General features: G+C 51.0%; 17 protein-coding genes, 1 other RNA gene and 1 pseudogene. 10 read left to right on the top strand and 9 right to left on the bottom strand.

The window, feature by feature from the left end:
* The first annotated feature begins 8 nt into the window (after nucleotides 1-8).
* A complete protein-coding gene (locus tag OGY04_RS12975; RefSeq protein ID WP_008783955.1) occupies nucleotides 9-578 on the top strand; it encodes a YbaY family lipoprotein in 570 nt (189 codons plus the stop codon).
* 31 nt (nucleotides 579-609) lie between these two features.
* On the opposite strand, the pseudogene OGY04_RS12970 reads toward OGY04_RS12975, so the two are convergent.
* Nucleotides 610-999, bottom strand: a pseudogene (locus OGY04_RS12970) (MGMT family protein).
* A gap of 84 nt (nucleotides 1,000-1,083) precedes the next feature.
* On the opposite strand from OGY04_RS12970, the gene ffs reads away from it, so the two are divergent.
* From ffs to OGY04_RS12955, 3 genes are all read left to right on the top strand, one after another.
* Nucleotides 1,084-1,180, top strand: an RNA gene (gene ffs / locus OGY04_RS12965) — signal recognition particle sRNA small type.
* Between the two features lie 198 nt (nucleotides 1,181-1,378).
* Complete coding sequence (locus OGY04_RS12960; RefSeq protein ID WP_003831029.1) at nucleotides 1,379-1,630, top strand: hypothetical protein; 252 nt, start codon at nucleotides 1,379-1,381, stop codon at nucleotides 1,628-1,630.
* Nucleotides 1,627-1,845: a hypothetical protein gene (locus OGY04_RS12955; RefSeq protein ID WP_048226283.1), complete on the top strand. Its 219-nt coding sequence runs from the start codon at nucleotides 1,627-1,629 to the stop codon at nucleotides 1,843-1,845. Before OGY04_RS12960 ends, OGY04_RS12955 begins: the two co-directional genes overlap by 4 nt.
* Before the next feature lie 59 nt (nucleotides 1,846-1,904).
* On the opposite strand, the gene yczR is transcribed toward OGY04_RS12955, so the two are convergent.
* Nucleotides 1,905-3,332, bottom strand: coding sequence for a MocR-like transcription factor YczR (gene yczR, locus OGY04_RS12950; RefSeq protein ID WP_286585369.1), 1,428 nt, complete (start codon nucleotides 3,330-3,332; stop codon nucleotides 1,905-1,907).
* 87 nt (nucleotides 3,333-3,419) lie between these two features.
* Here yczR and yczE point away from each other — a divergent pair, with 87 nt between their 5' ends.
* Both yczE and OGY04_RS12940 read left to right on the top strand, forming a co-directional pair.
* The gene (yczE, locus tag OGY04_RS12945; protein WP_048214785.1) at nucleotides 3,420-4,049 is read left to right on the top strand and encodes a membrane protein YczE; all 630 of its coding nucleotides are present in this window, start codon (nucleotides 3,420-3,422) and stop codon (nucleotides 4,047-4,049) included.
* 64 nt (nucleotides 4,050-4,113) lie between these two features.
* A complete protein-coding gene (locus OGY04_RS12940; protein ID WP_008783959.1) occupies nucleotides 4,114-4,467 on the top strand; it encodes a DUF1428 domain-containing protein in 354 nt (117 codons plus the stop codon).
* 51 nt (nucleotides 4,468-4,518) lie between these two features.
* Here OGY04_RS12940 and pdeB read toward each other — a convergent pair whose 3' ends face one another.
* On the bottom strand, nucleotides 4,519-6,072 hold the full coding sequence (gene pdeB, locus OGY04_RS12935) for a cyclic di-3',5'-guanosine monophosphate phosphodiesterase PdeB (protein WP_286585368.1): 1,554 nt from the start codon (nucleotides 6,070-6,072) through the stop codon (nucleotides 4,519-4,521).
* A 188-nt stretch (nucleotides 6,073-6,260) separates the two neighbouring features.
* Between pdeB and OGY04_RS12930 the strand changes: the two genes are divergently transcribed.
* The gene (locus OGY04_RS12930; protein ID WP_008783961.1) at nucleotides 6,261-6,521 is read left to right on the top strand and encodes a type B 50S ribosomal protein L31; all 261 of its coding nucleotides are present in this window, start codon (nucleotides 6,261-6,263) and stop codon (nucleotides 6,519-6,521) included.
* A 1-nt stretch (nucleotide 6,522) separates the two neighbouring features.
* Nucleotides 6,523-6,663 carry a type B 50S ribosomal protein L36 gene (gene ykgO / locus OGY04_RS12925; protein WP_005125190.1) on the top strand — a complete coding sequence of 47 codons (141 nt, stop codon included), beginning with the start codon at nucleotides 6,523-6,525 and terminating at the stop codon, nucleotides 6,661-6,663.
* A gap of 78 nt (nucleotides 6,664-6,741) precedes the next feature.
* On the opposite strand, the gene OGY04_RS12920 is transcribed toward ykgO, so the two are convergent.
* The 6 genes from OGY04_RS12920 to acrA all read right to left on the bottom strand — a co-directional run bounded on the left by OGY04_RS12920 (nucleotide 6,742) and on the right by acrA (nucleotide 13,536).
* Nucleotides 6,742-7,212: a YlaC family protein gene (locus OGY04_RS12920; RefSeq protein WP_063941318.1), complete on the bottom strand. Its 471-nt coding sequence runs from the start codon at nucleotides 7,210-7,212 to the stop codon at nucleotides 6,742-6,744.
* A gap of 116 nt (nucleotides 7,213-7,328) precedes the next feature.
* On the bottom strand, nucleotides 7,329-7,880 hold the full coding sequence (gene maa, locus OGY04_RS12915; RefSeq protein ID WP_003835924.1) for a maltose O-acetyltransferase: 552 nt from the start codon (nucleotides 7,878-7,880) through the stop codon (nucleotides 7,329-7,331).
* Between the two features lie 181 nt (nucleotides 7,881-8,061).
* Complete coding sequence (gene hha / locus OGY04_RS12910; protein ID WP_002892050.1) at nucleotides 8,062-8,280, bottom strand: hemolysin expression-modulating protein Hha; 219 nt, start codon at nucleotides 8,278-8,280, stop codon at nucleotides 8,062-8,064.
* 27 nt (nucleotides 8,281-8,307) lie between these two features.
* Nucleotides 8,308-8,682, bottom strand: a complete 375-nt coding sequence (tomB, locus tag OGY04_RS12905; protein ID WP_003021733.1) for an Hha toxicity modulator TomB — start codon at nucleotides 8,680-8,682, stop codon at nucleotides 8,308-8,310.
* 488 nt (nucleotides 8,683-9,170) lie between these two features.
* Nucleotides 9,171-12,320 (bottom strand): efflux RND transporter permease AcrB, encoded by a 3,150-nt coding sequence (gene acrB, locus OGY04_RS12900; protein ID WP_286585367.1) that lies wholly within the window; start codon nucleotides 12,318-12,320, stop codon nucleotides 9,171-9,173.
* 22 nt (nucleotides 12,321-12,342) lie between these two features.
* Nucleotides 12,343-13,536: a multidrug efflux RND transporter periplasmic adaptor subunit AcrA gene (gene acrA / locus OGY04_RS12895; RefSeq protein WP_003831044.1), complete on the bottom strand. Its 1,194-nt coding sequence runs from the start codon at nucleotides 13,534-13,536 to the stop codon at nucleotides 12,343-12,345.
* A gap of 141 nt (nucleotides 13,537-13,677) precedes the next feature.
* Here acrA and acrR point away from each other — a divergent pair, with 141 nt between their 5' ends.
* Nucleotides 13,678-14,328: a multidrug efflux transporter transcriptional repressor AcrR gene (acrR, locus tag OGY04_RS12890; RefSeq protein WP_003831045.1), complete on the top strand. Its 651-nt coding sequence runs from the start codon at nucleotides 13,678-13,680 to the stop codon at nucleotides 14,326-14,328.
* A gap of 128 nt (nucleotides 14,329-14,456) precedes the next feature.
* The gene (mscK, locus tag OGY04_RS12885) at nucleotides 14,457-17,822 is read left to right on the top strand and encodes a mechanosensitive channel MscK (RefSeq protein ID WP_286585366.1); all 3,366 of its coding nucleotides are present in this window, start codon (nucleotides 14,457-14,459) and stop codon (nucleotides 17,820-17,822) included.
* The last annotated feature ends 43 nt before the right edge of the window (nucleotides 17,823-17,865 follow it).

Here is a 17,865-nt window from a genome sequence, read left to right as displayed (position 1 = left end):
AGAATTTAATGAAACTCGTGCACATGGTAAGTGGTTTAGCGGTTGCGGTCGCTCTGGCAGCCTGTGCTGATAAAAGTGCGGATATTCAGACACCTGCGCCAAGCCCTAATACGTCAATTGCTGACACACAGTCTAAAATTCAGCAGCCCAATGTTTCCGGTACAGTATGGATCCGCCAGAAAGTGGCCTTGCCACCCGATGCGGTGCTGACCGTCACGCTGTCAGATGCGTCGCTGGCCGATGCACCGTCAAAAGTGCTGTCGCAAAAAGCGGTCCGTACTGAAGGTAAGCAGGCGCCATTCAGCTTTGTATTACCATTTAACCCGGCAGATATTCAGCCTAACGCCCGTATTCTGCTGAGTGCGGCAATTACGGTTAATGACAAACTGGTCTTTATTACTGATACCGTTCAGACGGTCATTAATCAGGGTGGTACGAAAGCTGACCTGACGCTGGTCCCTGTACAGCAAACAGCAGTACCGGTTCAGGCAAGCGGTGGGGCAACCACCACGGTGCCGTCAACGTCACCAACCCAGGTGAATCCTTCTTCTGCCGTTCCTGCTCCCACGCAGTACTAAGGCAGTCGTGACCCTCTCCGCCTGGAGAGGGTTAGTACACCCAGCGATAGCGCTGTAAATCTATCTGCCCGCTTCCTGAAACCACAATTCCTTCTGCCAGCAACGCCTGACGCTGCCGTTGTAAGTCGGGGCCGGTCAGCGAAATGGCACCATGACGATTAACCACCCGATGCCAGGGCAAAGTGCTGCCTTCGGGGAGACGCTTAAGCACGCCGCCGACCTGGCGCGCAGCGCGCGGCGAACCGGCAAGCCTGGCAACATCGCCATACGTGGTGACGAAACCTTCGGGGATTGACGCGACGATTTGCCAGACGCGTTGGGGGAAAGTGTCTTGTATATCCATTATTTATTCCTGCGCTAATCCTCCAGCATAATGCCGAATGGCGAGGGAGTGAAGCCGCATTGCACAAGAAAACAGCATCCGATGCTGGATGGGTTGCAATTACGGGGTGCAGCAGTGATAATGCGCCTGCGCGTTGGTTAACAACGCTCTCAATGGGGGCTCTGTTGGTTCTCCCGCAACACTACTCTGTTTACCAGGTCAGGTCCGGAAGGAAGCAGCCAAGGCAGATGACGTGTGTGCCGGGATGTAGCTGGCAGGGCCCCCACCCAATTCTGCCGTCCGGCAATTTCCCTTCTGCTTATCTTCTTTTCTTTGTCATCGTATTGTCATTTTATTGTCATCAAATGCTGTCAATGTGTTTCGGGGATGTAATTTGATGCTTTTGCCGCCGCCATCGCGCTGTAACGACAGGGTCTTACATTCGGTGTGTTTTGGCTGACCACAAGGATTTTCTACGATGTCGACCGCTGTATTGAATGTCAAAATTGATGAGGCGCTAAAAGAAAAGCTTCGCCATTACGCTGAAGTGCATAACGAAAATTTAAGTGTTGCGACGGAAAAACTGCTGCTGATTGCGTTTACCGCCGTTGAAGAGGCGGGAGTCTCCGCTGAAGATATCGATAGCCAGCATACGGAAGAGTCCGTAGTTGAAGCACTGACTCCTAAAGAAATCAAAGCGTTGCGCAGACTACTGAAGAAGAAAAAATGAAACAACAACCGCTCTCAACTGCCTGTAATTACGGCGAAGCTTGTGATTTACTACGCTCCGGTTATGTGAAACATGTTCGTCTGAGCTGGAACGTCGGCAGCGACGAGTTCTTCCGTATTGCCTCAGACTGGTGTGATGCCGGGGCAAAAATTAAGAAAGACGGTGAAAATTTCGTGATTTCACTGAAGGGTTTTCCGGTTCCCCCTCAGCGGTAATATCACCGGGACTCTTTCATCCATCCCGGCTTATAAGGGCGAGTCCTTTGACTCGTCGCTTAGATTATTTTGCGTACTTTCCCGCTGCTGGCCTGCAAACGCAGGTTATCCCAAATGGGTTGTAACACCCTGAAGGCGGCACGCGCTGTGTCATCCGGCAACGTGAAAGGCATACGCAAAAAACGATCGAATGCGCCATCAAGCCCAAACCGCGTACCGGTTCCTAATTGAATGCCTACGCTTTCGGCGCGCGTAGCGAATAGCGTTGCCAGCGTATCGGGCAGTTCAACCCAAAAAGAGAGTCCTCCCTGTGGCTGGGTAAACTGCCACTCCGGGAAATGTGCGTTCATCAGGCTCGAGCACAGATCGCGCTGCGATGTGAGTAGCCGTCTTCTGTCAGGAAGAAAGTCGGCGGCGTTATCCAGCAGCCAGCTGGTGGCAAGTTGTTCAAGCACCGGGGAGCCTAAATCGAAGGTGTCGCGGGTTTGTACCAGCGCCGCAATGGTTCGCGCCGACGCCCGGATCCAGCCCAGACGTAATCCCCCCCAAAAGCTTTTCCCGGCTGAACCCAATAGAATGATCGGCGCGTCGCGATTGAATGCGGCAAGCGGCGGCGGCGGCAGGGCGTCATACCACAGGTTCACCATCGTCTCATCGACCACCAGGGTAGTGCGGGTTCGTTCGGCAATATCCGCCACGACCTGGCGAGTTGCAGCGTCCATGCAACGCCCGGTCGGATTGTGAAAGTCCGGCATCAGGTAGGCCATTCTCGGTGCGGTTTGCGCGATGGTGGCGACCAGACCCGCGGTATCCCAACCGTGCTCGGGTAGCGACACGCCGACGGGGCGACAGGATGCGCCTTGAATCGCGGCAATCGCCAGCGGATAAGTGGGGTGATCGACCACTACGCGATCGCCGGGGCCGGTGAGCAAACGCAGGATCAGCGCCAGGCCGCTGACTGCACCATTCACGACCATGATTTCATCGGGCTGCGTCGGGAGCCCGCGATCGCAATAATGCTGAGCGATGGACTCACGCAATACCGACAGCCCCTGCGGCAAATACCCGGAGCTCAGCAAATGCTGTGGCATAGCAAACAGCGCCTGCTGGTAAGCCTGATGAATTTCGGGACCGGCACTTAGTGCCGCCGTGGACAAATCAAGCGCTGTGCCGGTGCTGGTCCGGGTTGGCACATGGCGAATATGTTCCGGCAGGATCACCCGTGAGCCGCTACCATGACGGCTTTCCAGATATCCCTCTTCACGCAGTTGCGCCATAGCGCTGGCGACGGTAGTTCGACTTACTTGCAGGACGACGGCGAGCTCGCGTTCACCCGGTAAGCGGCTATCCAGCGCCAGTCGACCATCGAGAATAAGCAGACGTAACGCTTCTGCCAGCTGTCGCCAGATGGGCGTTCGCGAGGGGCTTTCCAGCCAGTGTCCGAGCAGGCGTTGCAAAGACTGACTTCCATAACGGCGAGATGACATAGCAGTCCACTTTTTGAAAACTGGACATTAATCATAGTGCCAATTGCGGTGAAGATGAAAGTTATCTGAGAGTGAGAGGGGAAAAGCATGCTGCGTCGTTTGCTTCAGCTGTTTATCGGGCTGACACTGTACGGTGTATCGACTGCGATGTTTGTCCGTGCTGATTTAGGGGCCGATCCGTGGAACGTGTTTCACCTGGGTGTAGCCAATTTATTGTCGATGAATATCGGCGTGGTGATTATTGCCGTGGGCGTGTTGGTGTTGCTGGCGTGGATACCGCTGCGCCAGCGTCCAGGCTTTGGCACGCTGAGCAACGTGATTATGATCGGGCTGGCGGCAGATGCCGCGCTGCTGGTGATTCCTGGATTTGAATCTCTGCTGGCGCGCAGTGGGCTGCTGGTGTCAGCGGTAATATTGAATGCGTTAGCAACCAGCCTGTACATTGGCGCAGGTTTTGGCGCCGGTCCGCGTGATGGTCTGATGACCGGTATCCACGCGCGTACCGGCTGGCCAGTACGACGAATTCGAACCGCAATCGAAGTGTCGGTGCTGCTTATCGGTTGGCTGCTGGGGGGAACCGTGGGGGTTGGTACGGTGCTGTATGCCTTGGCTATCGGACCGTTGATTCAGCTTTGCCTGCCGTGGTTTCGGCATCAGCCGCAGTCACGTACGCGTATCAGGAATGCACCTGGGGCGCGATCGCCTACTGGCGACTAAACTTAACCTCGACTGACGCGGCCGGAATCGGCTTGCCGCGCAGTACACTTCGGAGGTTTTTCTCATGAAGTATGTTGATGGCTTTGTGGTTGCCGTACCCGCTGAAAACAAGGAGGCGTACATTGCGATGGCGGCAAAAGCAGCTCCGCTTTTCAAGGAGTTCGGTGCATTGCGCGTAGTGGAGTGCTGGGCAGATGATGTCCCCGACGGCAAACTGACCGATTTTCGCATGGCTGTGAAAGCACAGGAGCATGAAGAAGTGGTATTCAGCTGGATTGAATACCCTTCCAAAGAGGTCCGCGATGCGGCGAATCAGAAGATGATGTCCGATCCCCGTATGAAGGAGTTCGGTGAATCTATGCCATTTGATGGCAAGCGAATGATCTACGGTGGATTTGCGCCCATTATGGAAGAGTGATGTGACTGGCTGTGCGGCGTGCCGCCAGCCATCTCAACATCAACAGCAATGTTAAAGCCGTTTTTCTGCCCACAGAATAAATTCCGCCTTCGGCAGCGCTTTGCTGTAAAGCCAGCCCTGACCGTACTGGACGCCGTGCTGGCGTAGCCAGGCTTCCTGATTCTCGGTTTCGATACCTTCCGCCACCATCTCCAGCTTCAACGTTTTCGCTATCTCGATAATATGTGGCGTCACGTTGTTGTACTCCAGTGCATCAACGAACGATTTGTCTATTTTCAGGATGTCGACATCCAGATCCTGTAAATAGCTCAGGCTGGAATAGCCGGTGCCAAAATCATCGATATAGATCGAGTGGCCTGCCTGACGGTATTTAGCAATAAACGGCGCGCTGTTTTTCGGGTCGGCAAACTCGCGTTCGGTTAGTTCCAGCGCGATTTGCGTAGGCTTAAGTTGCCAGTGGTTCACTTTCTGGCTTAACAGAGCAGGAAGCGTTTCGGAGGCGAGATCGGCTGACTCAAGATTGATGGATATATGCTGCTCCGGATGCTGACGCAGCCATTTACCTAAATCTTCAAATACGCTTTCAATAATCAACCGTGTGAGAGGCTCTGTCAGCCCGGTCTCTTGCGCCAGCGCGACGAAAATTTCTGGCGACAGATAGCTTCCGTCAGCCTGTTGCCAGCGAGCCAGTGCTTCAGCCCCGACGACTTTTCCCGTTTTGAGCGAGATAATCGGTTGGTAGTAGACCTTGATATCCCGATGCTGGATAGCGTCCTGTAACTGGTGATGGGGCGACTGTAAGCGGCGCAAAATGCGCAAAACAAAGGCGGCGGTGAGCAAGCCGATAAGGATGCCTGCCGGAAGCCAGATCAGCGCCTGTCGGTGCCAGATTTTTTGTAACGGCAGGGTAGATGCCCAGGTTACGATCGTAATACCCAACTCAGGAAAGGGGCGGGCGTTATAAATGCTGCCATCTTTTTTAAAATGAGTAATCGATTTTTCTTGCTGTACATGCTGCAAAACGTCCGATGGCAGATCGGCGCTACTGGCAACAACAACGTTGCGCACGGTGCCAATGATAGTCACTTCAATCGGCCATGAGCCAAAAGGGATGACGTCAATGAAAGAACCCGGATCGACCATCACAACATAATGTTCGCTCCCTAATGCTGCCATAAAGCGCTTGATGCCCAAATCATTTTGCGTGGTAAGCCATGCGCGATATCCATCAGGCGTGACTTTCATTGCGGGTGGAAATGCGTCTGCCTGGCTTCTTTTTTCCAGAGATGAGCATTGCGGAACATTATCTTTGAGGTACAGCACTTCCTGAATATAGCGGTAGCTATAGGACAAACGACGCATTTCCAGCAAATGCTCGTCACTGCAAGGCACTCCCTGAAAAGCTTCAATATTGCGTAATGCTTTTTTCGCCTGCTCGCCTACGCGTTCCGTACGTAATGCGACTCGAGTTGAGAACATGTCGAGTTCATCGATAAATTTCGTTTCGACCTGACGATGTGCCAGCCACAGGCTTAAACCTACAGGCGCGAGGATGGAAAGGAACAGTACCCCAGTCACCAGGCTTATCAAATGTCGTGTTGTCACAGTGATATCCTTATTTACACAGCGTAGGGAAAGTATATCCGAAACCCCAAAAAGCTATTCGATTGGCATCATATATTTACGGCCATTTATCATCCCGTTTAAATCTCTGTAGCGTAAATCAGGTTGTGGTTTGTACAAGAGTGGTGTATTTTGATGGTTATGTTATAACGTAACAAATTGAGGTTGCCATGAAACCGGATATTCATCCTTTTTACCGTACCGTAGTGTTTCACGATACCAGTGCCAATGAATTCTTTAAGGTCGGCTCGACCATCAAGACTGAGCGTGAGATTGAGTTTGAGGGGAAAATGTACCCGTACGTGACCCTCGATATCTCTTCTAAATCACATCCGTACTATACCGGGAAACAAAAAACCTTTGATAATGAAGGTAGTGCAGCACGTTTCCAAAAACGTTTTGGTCATTTTATTGGCGTTAAGCGGGGTTAAAATGCAGGTACTCAATTCACTTCGCAGCGCAAAACAGCGTCATCCTGACTGCCAGATAGTGAAACGTAAAGGGCGTTTGTACGTTATCTGCAAAACGAATCCGCGCTTTAAAGCAGTACAGGGGCGTAAAAAAAGACGTTAGTTTCTTTGCCAGCATTTCAGGGATTAAAGTGCGTTACCTTCGCAGGAACGCACTTTTTTTATCTGTGCTGAGATGCCGTTACTGGCTGTTCTGGGCGCGGGTAAGCGTAAAGACATCGTAAAACGAGAGTTCGCCTTTGCGCGATATCATCTTTTGCAACTGTGCTTTATGTTCGCTATCCACGGACGGTGAGTGCAGGATAGTATCGATGAGCGAGGAGGGGACAAAGCGCGTGTTGTACCATTCTCCGTTATAGCAAACTCTAAAATCCAGAACGTCGATATCTTCAAAGCGGTATCGTGGCGCAACGTCGAAAAAGAAAAAGCCGTTGAGTACAACGAACAGTACCACCAGCAGCCATACCGAATCGACTAACGTTTCTGACTGTAGCATCACCGCCAGCGTGGCAAACCACGCAACATACATGCCGATAAACAGCCCTGGGTGTTTGCGAATAAAGCTGATGCTAAAGCGCGGTTTGTTGTCGCGCTTCTCGCGAATATTTAAGTCGTCGATTGTTTCAGTAAGCAGGCGCTGTATTTCTGTCATCTCTTGCCTTCGTGATATCTGCAAAATTCAGGAGGGATCGCCCTATTTTAAAAGGGGATACCCTTTGAAGAAAGTAACAGATTAACCGCAATTTAGCATAACAGTTACATTTAAGATCACAGCGTTTTGATGATCCTTGCGGGATTGCCCCCAACCACGGTGTTTGCCGGAACGCTTTTAGTGACCACTGCGCCTGATGCCACAACCACGTTATCGCCCAGCGTGACGCCGGGATTGATCACTGCACGGCCACCTATCCAGACATTATTGCCGATAGTCACGGGCTTCCCGAACTCCAGGCCACTGTTGCGCTCGGTAGCATCCAGCGGATGGGTCGCGGTATAGATATGAACGCCTGGTGCCAGCATGCAGTTGTCGCCAATATGAATTGGACAGACGTCGAGCATAACGCAGTCGAAATTAGCGTAAAAGTCTTTACCAAGATAGATGTTATAACCGTAATCACAACGGAAAGAGGGTTCAATATAGGCTCCCTCACTCTGACCTAACAGATCGTGCAGGATTGCCTGACGCTCATTTTTTTCATCGGGTGCGGTGAGATTGTAGCGATGGATCAACTGACGAGCGCGTAGTCTGTCACTGCGCAGCGTTTCATCTGCCGGGCGATAGTATTCGCCGGCGATCATTTTTTGCTTTTCATTACGCATTACGAATTCCCTGTGTACTGAAGGTTATTTCAGCACAGTAAAACGTAATGCAAAAAAGGGGAACGTTCCCGCTTCTTTGCTGTGATCATAGTCACGCGATTTGAATTAAATAACCATTGTAAATACGAAAATGGTCAGCCAGACAACGGTACCGCTATACCTGACTTAACCTTGAGTGCAATTAGCGAATGAATTTCCAAACAGAAGTTGGAATCTTGTCGTAAAGCTTATTCATGGTCAATTCAGCAAGGCGATGATCTGCTGCTGAGTAAAATACAGCCAGTTCGTTGTCGGACAATTCATATTTATTTTTTTCAATAACGCGCTCTAGCGTATCAATTGTCTGGCAACGTCGCAGGCGCATCAAATAATCTGTTTTAGTTAATGGTTTATCGGACATAACTCTTACCTATGATTGTAATAATTTTTAACAAGACAAACTAACAGGATTAGCCCTGGTGGCATTGACAAAACAGCGAAACAGTCGATTACCTGACTTCCGCCATTTCTGCAGATCCTGCGTATTAATACCATAACTGCTGAACAACATAAAAGTGTCATCCAGGTATTCATCTATCTGCGCGATCAGCTTATTGTCCTCATTGTACTTAATTTTATAATTAAGTGCGAAGGTTGCAATATGCTCTATCAGTTCATTGAGCTGCAAGCTGGTTGCAGAGGTAGGGTCATTAACCCAGCCATGGTTACTTTGTTCAAGGTTTGCAAGACAGTCATGATACAGAGTTTCGCAGAGAAATTTAAGCTGCGCGATATCATGTCTTTTGGGTGAGTATTCATCCATAACGCATCCCCTTCTTAGTGGCTTAAACTAACCGAACACCTTTCGGGATGGATACAACAACTACCTGGAACTTGCCCGCGACTCCTGATGATTTAACTATAATCTACTCTAAAAAAGATTTCATCGTCATATCACGAAAAATTACAATTATGTAAAATTATGATGCTACGTCATTTTTACATTTTAACAGATAAATGCCGCTATTCGAAATGGGACAATTTCTTTATTCTTCGGGCAATCATCGGGTTATCTTGTTTAGGTTTAGCAACGAAAGGCAACAACCGACAATGTGAACCAGTGGATAGGATTAATCTTAATATTTATTAAAGTAAATAAGAACTCTCGCTGTTTTTTTAAGAATAGCCTTTAAGGCTGCAAGGATTATATCGCTTATTTATCCGATAGAAAATAAACGGAATGGCAATAAGTGATTTTTATGATTTTTCCAGAAAAAAGGCCGCTTGCGCGGCCTTATCTTTAGAGATGTATCAATGATGCTCTACTGAGTGCCTATGCTCAATATCTTCATTTTTGCGGCTAAAGCGGCGGCGTACCACCACAAAGAACACCGGAACAAAGAAGATCGCCAACACGGTTGCCGTCACCATCCCGCCCATTACGCCAGTACCAACGGCGTTCTGTGCACCGGAACCTGCGCCGGAGCTGATGACCAGCGGCATTACGCCCAGAATAAAGGCCAGTGACGTCATCAGGATTGGACGTAAACGCATGCGTACTGCGTCCAGCGTCGCCTCTATCAGACCTTTACCCTCTTTATCCATCAAGTCTTTGGCGAATTCGACGATAAGTATCGCGTTCTTCGCCGACAACCCAATGGTTGTGAGCAGGCCTACCTGGAAGTAAACGTCGTTGGTCAGGCCGCGGAACGTTGCTGCCAGCAATGCACCGATAACACCCAGCGGTACAACCAGCATTACGGAGAACGGAATTGACCAGCTCTCGTACAGCGCTGCCAGACACAAGAACACGACGATCAGTGAAATGGCATACAGGGCAGGGGCCTGGTTGCCGGACAGTCGTTCCTGGTAGGACATACCGGTCCAGTCATAACCGATACCGGATGGCAGTTTGCTGGCCAGTTGCTCCATCATGGCCATGGCTTCACCGGTACTTTTACCCGGAGCGGCCTGGCCTAAGATTTCCATGGACGGCAGACCGTTATAGCGTTCCAGACGCGGTGAACCGTATTCCCAACGTGAGGTAGAGAAGGCGGAGAACGGTACCATCTGTCCATCGCTGCCGCGGACATACCAGTTTCCAATATCTTCCGGCAACATACGGTATTTCGCTTCAGACATGACGTAAACTTTCTTCACACGACCACGGTCGATGAAGTCATTCACGTAGCTTCCGCCCCATGCTGCACCCAGCGTTGTATTAATATCACTAATGGAAACGCCCAGAGCCTGCGCTTTTTCCTGATCGATATCGATCTTGAACTGCGGCGTATCTTCCAGACCGTTAGGACGAACACCGACCAACAGATCAGGATGCTTCGCGACTTCACCAAACAGTTGGTTACGCGCCTGAGTCAGCTTCTCATGGCCCAGACCTGCCTGGTCAATCAACTGGAAGTCAAAACCGGTTGCGGTCCCTAACTCCACAATCGCTGGCAGGTTAAAGGCAAAGACCATCGCGTCTTTGATCTGCGAGAATGCGCCCATTGCACGTTGAGTAATCGCTTCAACTTTGTTCTCTTTACCTGGACGTTCACTCCAGTCTTTCAAAGAGACGAATGCGATACCGGTGTTCTGACCACGACCTGCAAAACCGAAGCCGTTAACAGCAAACACCGATTCAACGTTCGCTTTTTCTTTGGTCAGATAGTAATCCGTCATTTCGTCCAGCACCTTCTGGGTACGCTCTTGCGTTGCACCCGCAGGCAGCTGAGCCATAGACAGGAATACCCCCTGATCTTCATCTGGCAGGAACGAACTTGGCAGACGAACGAACAGATAGGCCATGCCCACAACGATGATCAGATACAGCGCCAGATAACGACCGGTGCTGCGCAGAATACCGCCTACGCTATCGGTGTAATGGTGCGTACTCTTATCGAACATGCGGTTAAACCAGCCGAAGAAGCCTTTTTTGCCTTCTCCGTGATCGCCTTTAGCAATCGGTTTGAGCATGGTCGCACACAGGGCAGGGGTCAGAATCAATGCCACCAGTACAGACAACGCCATCGCGGAAACAATGGTGATGGAGAACTGACGGTAAATTGCACCGGTAGAACCCCCGAAGAACGCCATTGGGATAAATACCGCTGACAGTACCATCGCGATACCCACCAGTGCGCCCTGAATCTGGCCCATTGATTTACGCGTTGCTTCCTTCGGCGGTAGTCCTTCCTCAGCCATTACACGTTCAACGTTCTCGACCACAACGATGGCGTCATCCACCAGCAGGCCGATGGCGAGCACCATTCCGAACATCGTCAGGGTGTTTATCGAGAAGCCGAAAATCGCAAGGACGGCAAACGTACCCAAGAGCACCACCGGCACGGCGATAGTCGGAATCAGCGTCGCGCGGAAGTTCTGCAGGAACAGATACATTACCAGGAACACGAGGATGATTGCTTCCGCCAGCGTTTTCACTACTTCGTGAATAGAGATTTTCACGAACGGTGTGGTGTCATACGGGTAAACGATCTTCAGACCTGACGGGAAGAACGGTTCCATCTTCTTCAGTTCATCGCGGATAGCGTTTGCTGTATCCAGGGCGTTAGCACCTGTCGCCAGCTTGATACCCAGACCGGATGCCGGTTTACCGTTGAACTTCGCAATGATGTCGTAGTTCTCACCGCCCAGTTCCACTTTCGCCACGTCACGCAGACGAACCTGGGAACCATCCTGATTCACTTTCAGCAGAATTTTGCTGAACTCATCAGCGGAGGTCAGACGGGTTTGCGCGATGATTGACGCGTTAAGCTGTTGGCCTTTCACCGGTGGTGTACCACCTAACTGACCGGCTGCAACCTGGGCGTTCTGCGCTTTGATGGCGCTGATTACATCAACCGGCGTCAGCTGGAAGTTGTTCAGTTTGTTCGGATCCATCCAGATACGCATCGCGTACTGAGAACCGAACAGCTGAACATCACCCACACCTGAAGTACGGCTGATGGCATCCTTCATGTTGGCGCCAACGTAGTCGGAAATATCCTCCTGCGTCATGGTGCCGTTGGTGTTGATAACACCGACAACCATCAGGAAGCTGCTGGATGACTTCTCAACGCTAACCCCTTGTTGCTGTACTTCCTGAGGCAGCAACGGCATGGCCAGCTGCAGTTTGTTCTGCACCTGTACCTGCGCGATATCCGCATCAGTACCAGACTGGAAGGTTAGGGTGATCTGCACGGTACCCGTGGAGTCACTGTTAGAGGACATGTACATCAGGTTATCGATACCGTTCATGTTCTGTTCGATAACCTGCGTAACAGTATCCTGTACTGTTTTGGCATCAGCGCCAGGGTAGGTCGCGGAGATCGTCACTGCTGGCGGTGCAATAGTCGGATATTGCGCTACCGGCAATTTGAGGATCGCGAGCCCCCCTGCCAACATGATGATAATGGCGATCACCCACGCAAATATTGGGCGATCGATAAAGAAATTAGGCATGTCTTAACGGCTCCTGTTTAAGTTAAGACTTGGACTGTTCAGGCTGGCTACCGCTTTGGCCTTGCTGGTTGTTATCAGCGGTGATTTCCTGCGCTTTTACCTGCGCGCCAGGACGTACTTTCTGCAGCCCAGTGACAATCACGCGGTCGCCCGGCTTAAGTCCATCAGTGACTAACCATTTGTCGCCAATCGCTTGTGCGGCGACAATTTGACGAGTTTCAACTTTGTTGTCTGCACCGATAACCAATGCACTGGCATCGCCACGCGGTGTACGGGTAACGCCTTGCTGTGGAACCAGTAATGCCGTTGGGTTAATCCCTTCTTCCAGACGTGCGCGAACGAACATACCCGGCAGTAAGGTGTGATCCGGGTTAGGGAAGATGGCGCGTAACGTAATCGACCCGGTAGTTTGATCAACCGTCACATCAGAAAATTCCAGCGTGCCGGACTGCGGGAATTTAATGCCGTCATTGGTTACCAGTTCGACTTTCGCTTTGCCGTTCTCTTGCTTCAGCGTGCCGTTGGCCAGCTCTTGTTTCAGGCGCAGGAAGTCGTTGCTTGACTGCGTCACGTCCACGTAGATCGGGTCCAACTGTTGAACGGTCGCCAGCGCGGTCGCTTGACCGTTTTGCACCAGAGCACCTTCCGTAACGGATGATTTACCAATGCGGCCGCTGATCGGCGACGTCACTTTGGTATAGGCCAGATTGATGCGTGCAGTTTCTACCGCGGCTTTCGCGGCGACAACGGCGGCGTTTGCCTGCTGTGCGTCTGCCAGCGCGCTATCATAGTCCTGTTGACTGATGTACTTGGTACCCAACAGTTTCTGATAACGTTTAACCGTCAGTTGAGCGATATTTGCTGCGGCTTGTGCTTTGGCCAGATCGCCTTTTGCGCTTTCATAAGCGGCCTGGTAAGTTGCAGGATCAATCTGATAGAGAGATACACCCGCTTCGATATCGCCACCTTCCGTGAAATTACGCTTCAGGATAATACCGCTAACCTGAGGACGAACTTCTGCAATGCGAAACGCACTGGTGCGACCCGGAAGCTCAGTTGTTATCTGTAGAGGTTCAGTTTTGAGCGTAACAACTCCAACCTCTGGCATCTGCTGGCCCCCTTGTTGGGCCTGTTTGTCGTCACATCCTGTTAGCGCTAAGCTGCCTGAGAGCATCAGAACGACTGCCAGAGGCGTTAACCCTCTGTTTTTGTTCATATGTAAACCTCGAGTGTCCGATTTCAAATTGATCAATGGCTTAAAGCCCATAAACCCATTGCTGCGTTTATATTATCGTCGTGCTATGGTACATACATTCACAAATGTATGTAAATCTAACGCCTGTAAATTCACTGACATATGGCACGAAAAACCAAACAACAAGCACAGGAAACACGACAGCATATTCTCGATGTTGCTCTGCATTTGTTTTCGCAACAAGGGGTATCATCCACCTCGCTTGCGGAGATCGCAAAAGCCGCTGGTGTCACGCGCGGCGCAATCTATTGGCATTTCAAAAACAAGTCGGATTTATTCAGTGAAATCTGGGAGCTAGCAAAACCTAACATTGATGAGTTAGAGACTGAGTATCAGGCAAAATTCCCCGACGATCCACTATCAGTATTAAGAGAAATTTTAATTTACGTTCTTGAAGCTACCGTGACAGAAGAACGCCGACGTTTGTTGCTGGAAATTATATTCCACAAATGCGAATTTGTCGGGGAAATGGCCTCTGTTCAGTTAGCTCAACGCCATCTTTGTATTGAAAATTACGATCGTATCGAACAAACATTGCGGCACTGTATGGATGCCAATATGCTGCCGGAAAACCTGAACACCCGTCGCGTGGCGGTCCTGTTGCGCAGCTATATTACCGGAATCATAGAAAACTGGTTATTTGCCCCCGAATCGTTTGATCTGAAAAAAGAAGCTCGGGAATACGTCGCTGTGCTGCTGGAGATGTGCCTTATGTGCCCAACTCTGCGGCTTGGCGTGGCGGAAATCCACTAAACGTTTTGGGCCTGTACCAGGAATTCTCCTGGTCGTTTTGCCTGCTGCTATTCTGCCGGTCACAGCCGTGATATTCTTGCCGCTTGACTATTTTCGGTCACTTTTCCGGTTCAGAAACGTTCACTCTCATGACTATGTTGCAGCTCTATAAACGTTCACAGCATCTTATTGCTATTACCATTCTTTTCTTCATTCTCTTGCTATCTTGCCAGTCGTCTGCTTTTGCGCGGGCGCAACAGAGTGGTGAACTGCCGACGAAAGCGGATATTCAGAGCCAACTGGACGCGCTGAGTAAACAAAAAGATCTCTCCGCGCAGGATAAGCTGGTCCAACAGGATCTCATCGATACCATCGCCACGTTGGATAAAATCGATCGCGTGAAAGATGAGACCGTACAGCTTCGCCAGAAAGTTGCCCAGGCACCGGAGAAAATGCGTCAGGCGACGGATGCGTTAAATTCGCTCAGCGATGTCGATAACGACGATGAAACGCGAAAAACGCTGAGTACACTCTCCTTGCGACAGCTTGAGTCGCGCGTGGCACAGATTTTGGATGACCTGCAAAGTGCGCAAAACGATCTTGCCGCTTACAACAGCCAACTGGTGTCGCTCCAGACGCAGCCAGAGCGTGTGCAGAATGCGATGTACACCGCGTCGCAGCAAATGCAGCAAATTCGTAATCGACTCGATGGCAACAATGTGGGAGAGGCTGCGTTACGCCCCAGCCAGCAGGTGTTGCTGCAGGCACAGCAGGCGCTGCTGAGTGCGCAGATCGACCAACAGCGTAAGAGCCTCGAAGGTAATACTGTTTTGCAGGATACCTTGCAAAAACAACGTGATTACGTAACAGCTAACAGTAACCGGCTTGAACATCAGCTCCAGCTTCTGCAAGAAGCGGTGAACAGCAAACGACTGACGTTAACCGAAAAGACAGCTCAGGAAGCGGTAACGCCGGATGAAGCCGAGCGTATTCAGTCAAATCCGTTAGTGAAGCAGGAACTGGACGTTAACCATCAGCTAAGTCAGCGTCTGATTGCCGCGACCGAAAACGGCAACAACCTGATGCAGCAGAATATCAAAGTCAAAAACTGGCTTGACCGCGCGCTGCAATCCGAACGCAACATTAAAGAACAGATTGCCGTCCTGAAAGGCAGCCTGCTGCTGTCGCGTATTCTGTATCAGCAACAACAAACGCTGCCGTCGGCGGATGAACTTGCCGATATGACCAACCGGATCGCCGATTTGCGTCTGGAACAGTTTGAGATAAACCAGCAGCGTGATGCGCTATTCCAGAACGATGCGTTTGTCGCCAAACTGGAAGAAGGGCACAGCAACGAAGTGAATGGTGAAGTCCATGATGCCCTGCTGCAGGTTGTGGATATGCGCCGTGAACTGTTGGATCAGCTGAACAAGCAGCTGGGCAACCAGTTGATGATGGCGATTAACCTGCAAATCAATCAACAGCAGCTAATGAGCGTGTCGAAGAACCTGAAAGGGATCCTCACGCAGCAAATCTTCTGGGTAAATAGTAACCGTCCGATGGACTGGGACTGGATCAAAGCCTTCCCACAAACGTTAAAAGACCAGTTTAAGTCGATGAAAATCACGGTGAACTGGGAAAAAGCCTGGCCCGCCGTCTTTATTGCGTTCCTGGCGGGGCTGCCACTACTGCTTATTGCTGGGTTAATCCGCTGGCGTTTGAAATGGTTGAAAGAGTATCAGGCGAAATTAGCCGCCGCAGTAGGGAATCTGCGTAATGACAGTCAGCTCAATACACCAAAAGCGATTCTGATCGATCTGATCCGAGCGTTACCTGCGTGCCTGATTATCCTCGCCTTGGGCCTGATTCTGCTTACCATGCAGTTGAATATCAGCGACCTGCTGTGGGCGTTCAGTAAGAAGATGACAGTCTTCTGGCTGGTGTTTGGTCTGTGCTGGAAGGTGCTGGAAAAAGATGGCGTGGCAATTCGTCATTTTGGTATGCCAGCGAAACAGACAAGCCACTGGCGCCGCCAGATCGTGCGTATTAGCCTGGCGCTGTTACCGCTCAACTTCTGGTCGGTCATTGCTGAGCTGTCGCCGCTTAATTTGATGGATGATGTGCTGGGTCAGGTAGTTATTTTCCTCAACCTGCTGCTGATCGCCTTCCTGGTATGGCCAATGTGTCGTGAAAGCTGGCGTGACAAAGAGTCGCATGGCTTGCGTCTGGTTACCATTACTGTCCTCTCAATTATCCCGATTGCATTAATGGTGCTGACGGCGACAGGGTATTTCTACACCACGTTGCGCCTGGCCGGTCGTTGGATTGAAACGGTCTATCTGGTTATCCTTTGGAACCTGCTGTATCAGACGGTACTGCGTGGATTGAGCGTGGCGGCACGTCGTATCGCCTGGCGCCGTGCCTTAGCGCGTCGTCAGAACCTGGTGAAAGAAGGGGCGGAAGGAGCCGAGCCGCAGGAAGAACCGACCATTGCGCTTGAGCAGGTTAACCAGCAAACGCTGCGTATAACAATGCTGGTGATGGTTGCGCTGTTTGGTATTCTGTTCTGGGCAATTTGGTCCGATCTAATCACCGTGTTCAGTTATCTCGATAGCATTACGCTCTGGCATTACAACGGCACCGAAGCGGGAGCTGCGGTGGTGAAAGACGTCACCATGGGCAGCCTGCTGTTTGCGATTATTGCCTCAATGGTCGCGTGGGCGCTGATCCGTAACTTACCCGGCCTGCTGGAAGTGCTGGTGCTGTCGCGGCTGAAGATGCGTCAGGGCGCTTCGTATGCGATCACCACGATCCTTAACTACGCGATCATCGCCATCGGCGCGATGACGGTCTTCGGATCGCTCGGTGTTTCATGGGATAAGCTACAGTGGCTGGCAGCAGCCCTGTCGGTTGGTCTTGGTTTTGGCTTGCAGGAAATCTTCGGTAACTTTGTTTCGGGTCTGATTATTCTGTTTGAACGCCCGGTCCGCATCGGCGATACCGTGACTATCGGTACGTTCTCAGGAACGGTCAGCAAGATCCGTATCCGTGCCACCACTATTACCGACTTCGATCGCAAAGAGGTGATCATCCCGAACAAAGCATTTGTGACGGAGCGTTTGATCAACTGGTCGCTTTCCGATACCACCACGCGTCTGGTGATCCGCATCGGCGTGGCCTACGGTTCGGATCTGGATAAAGTGAAGAAAGTGCTGCTGCAGGCGGCGATGGAACACCCGAAAGTGATGCACGATCCAGAGCCTGCGGTGTTCTTTACCGCCTTCGGTGCCAGCACGCTGGATCATGAACTGCGTTTATACGTGCGTGAACTGCGCGATCGTAGCCACACGGTTGATGAACTGAACCGTGCGGTCGATCGTTTGTGCCGTGAAAACGACATTGATATCGCCTTTAACCAGCTCGAAGTGCACCTGCATAACGCGAAAGGTGATACCGTGACCGAGGTTAAGCGTGACATCATTAAAGGTGATGATCCGACGCCTTCGGTAGGTTAATAGAAAAACTCATCTGGCCTGCGAGCTTCGATTCATTCGTAGG

The sequence above is a fragment of the Citrobacter sp. Cpo091 genome (assembly GCF_030332645.1).
In the GTDB taxonomy this organism is placed as follows: domain Bacteria; phylum Pseudomonadota; class Gammaproteobacteria; order Enterobacterales; family Enterobacteriaceae; genus Citrobacter; species Citrobacter portucalensis.
This window is presented reverse-complemented; position numbering and strand designations above follow the sequence as displayed.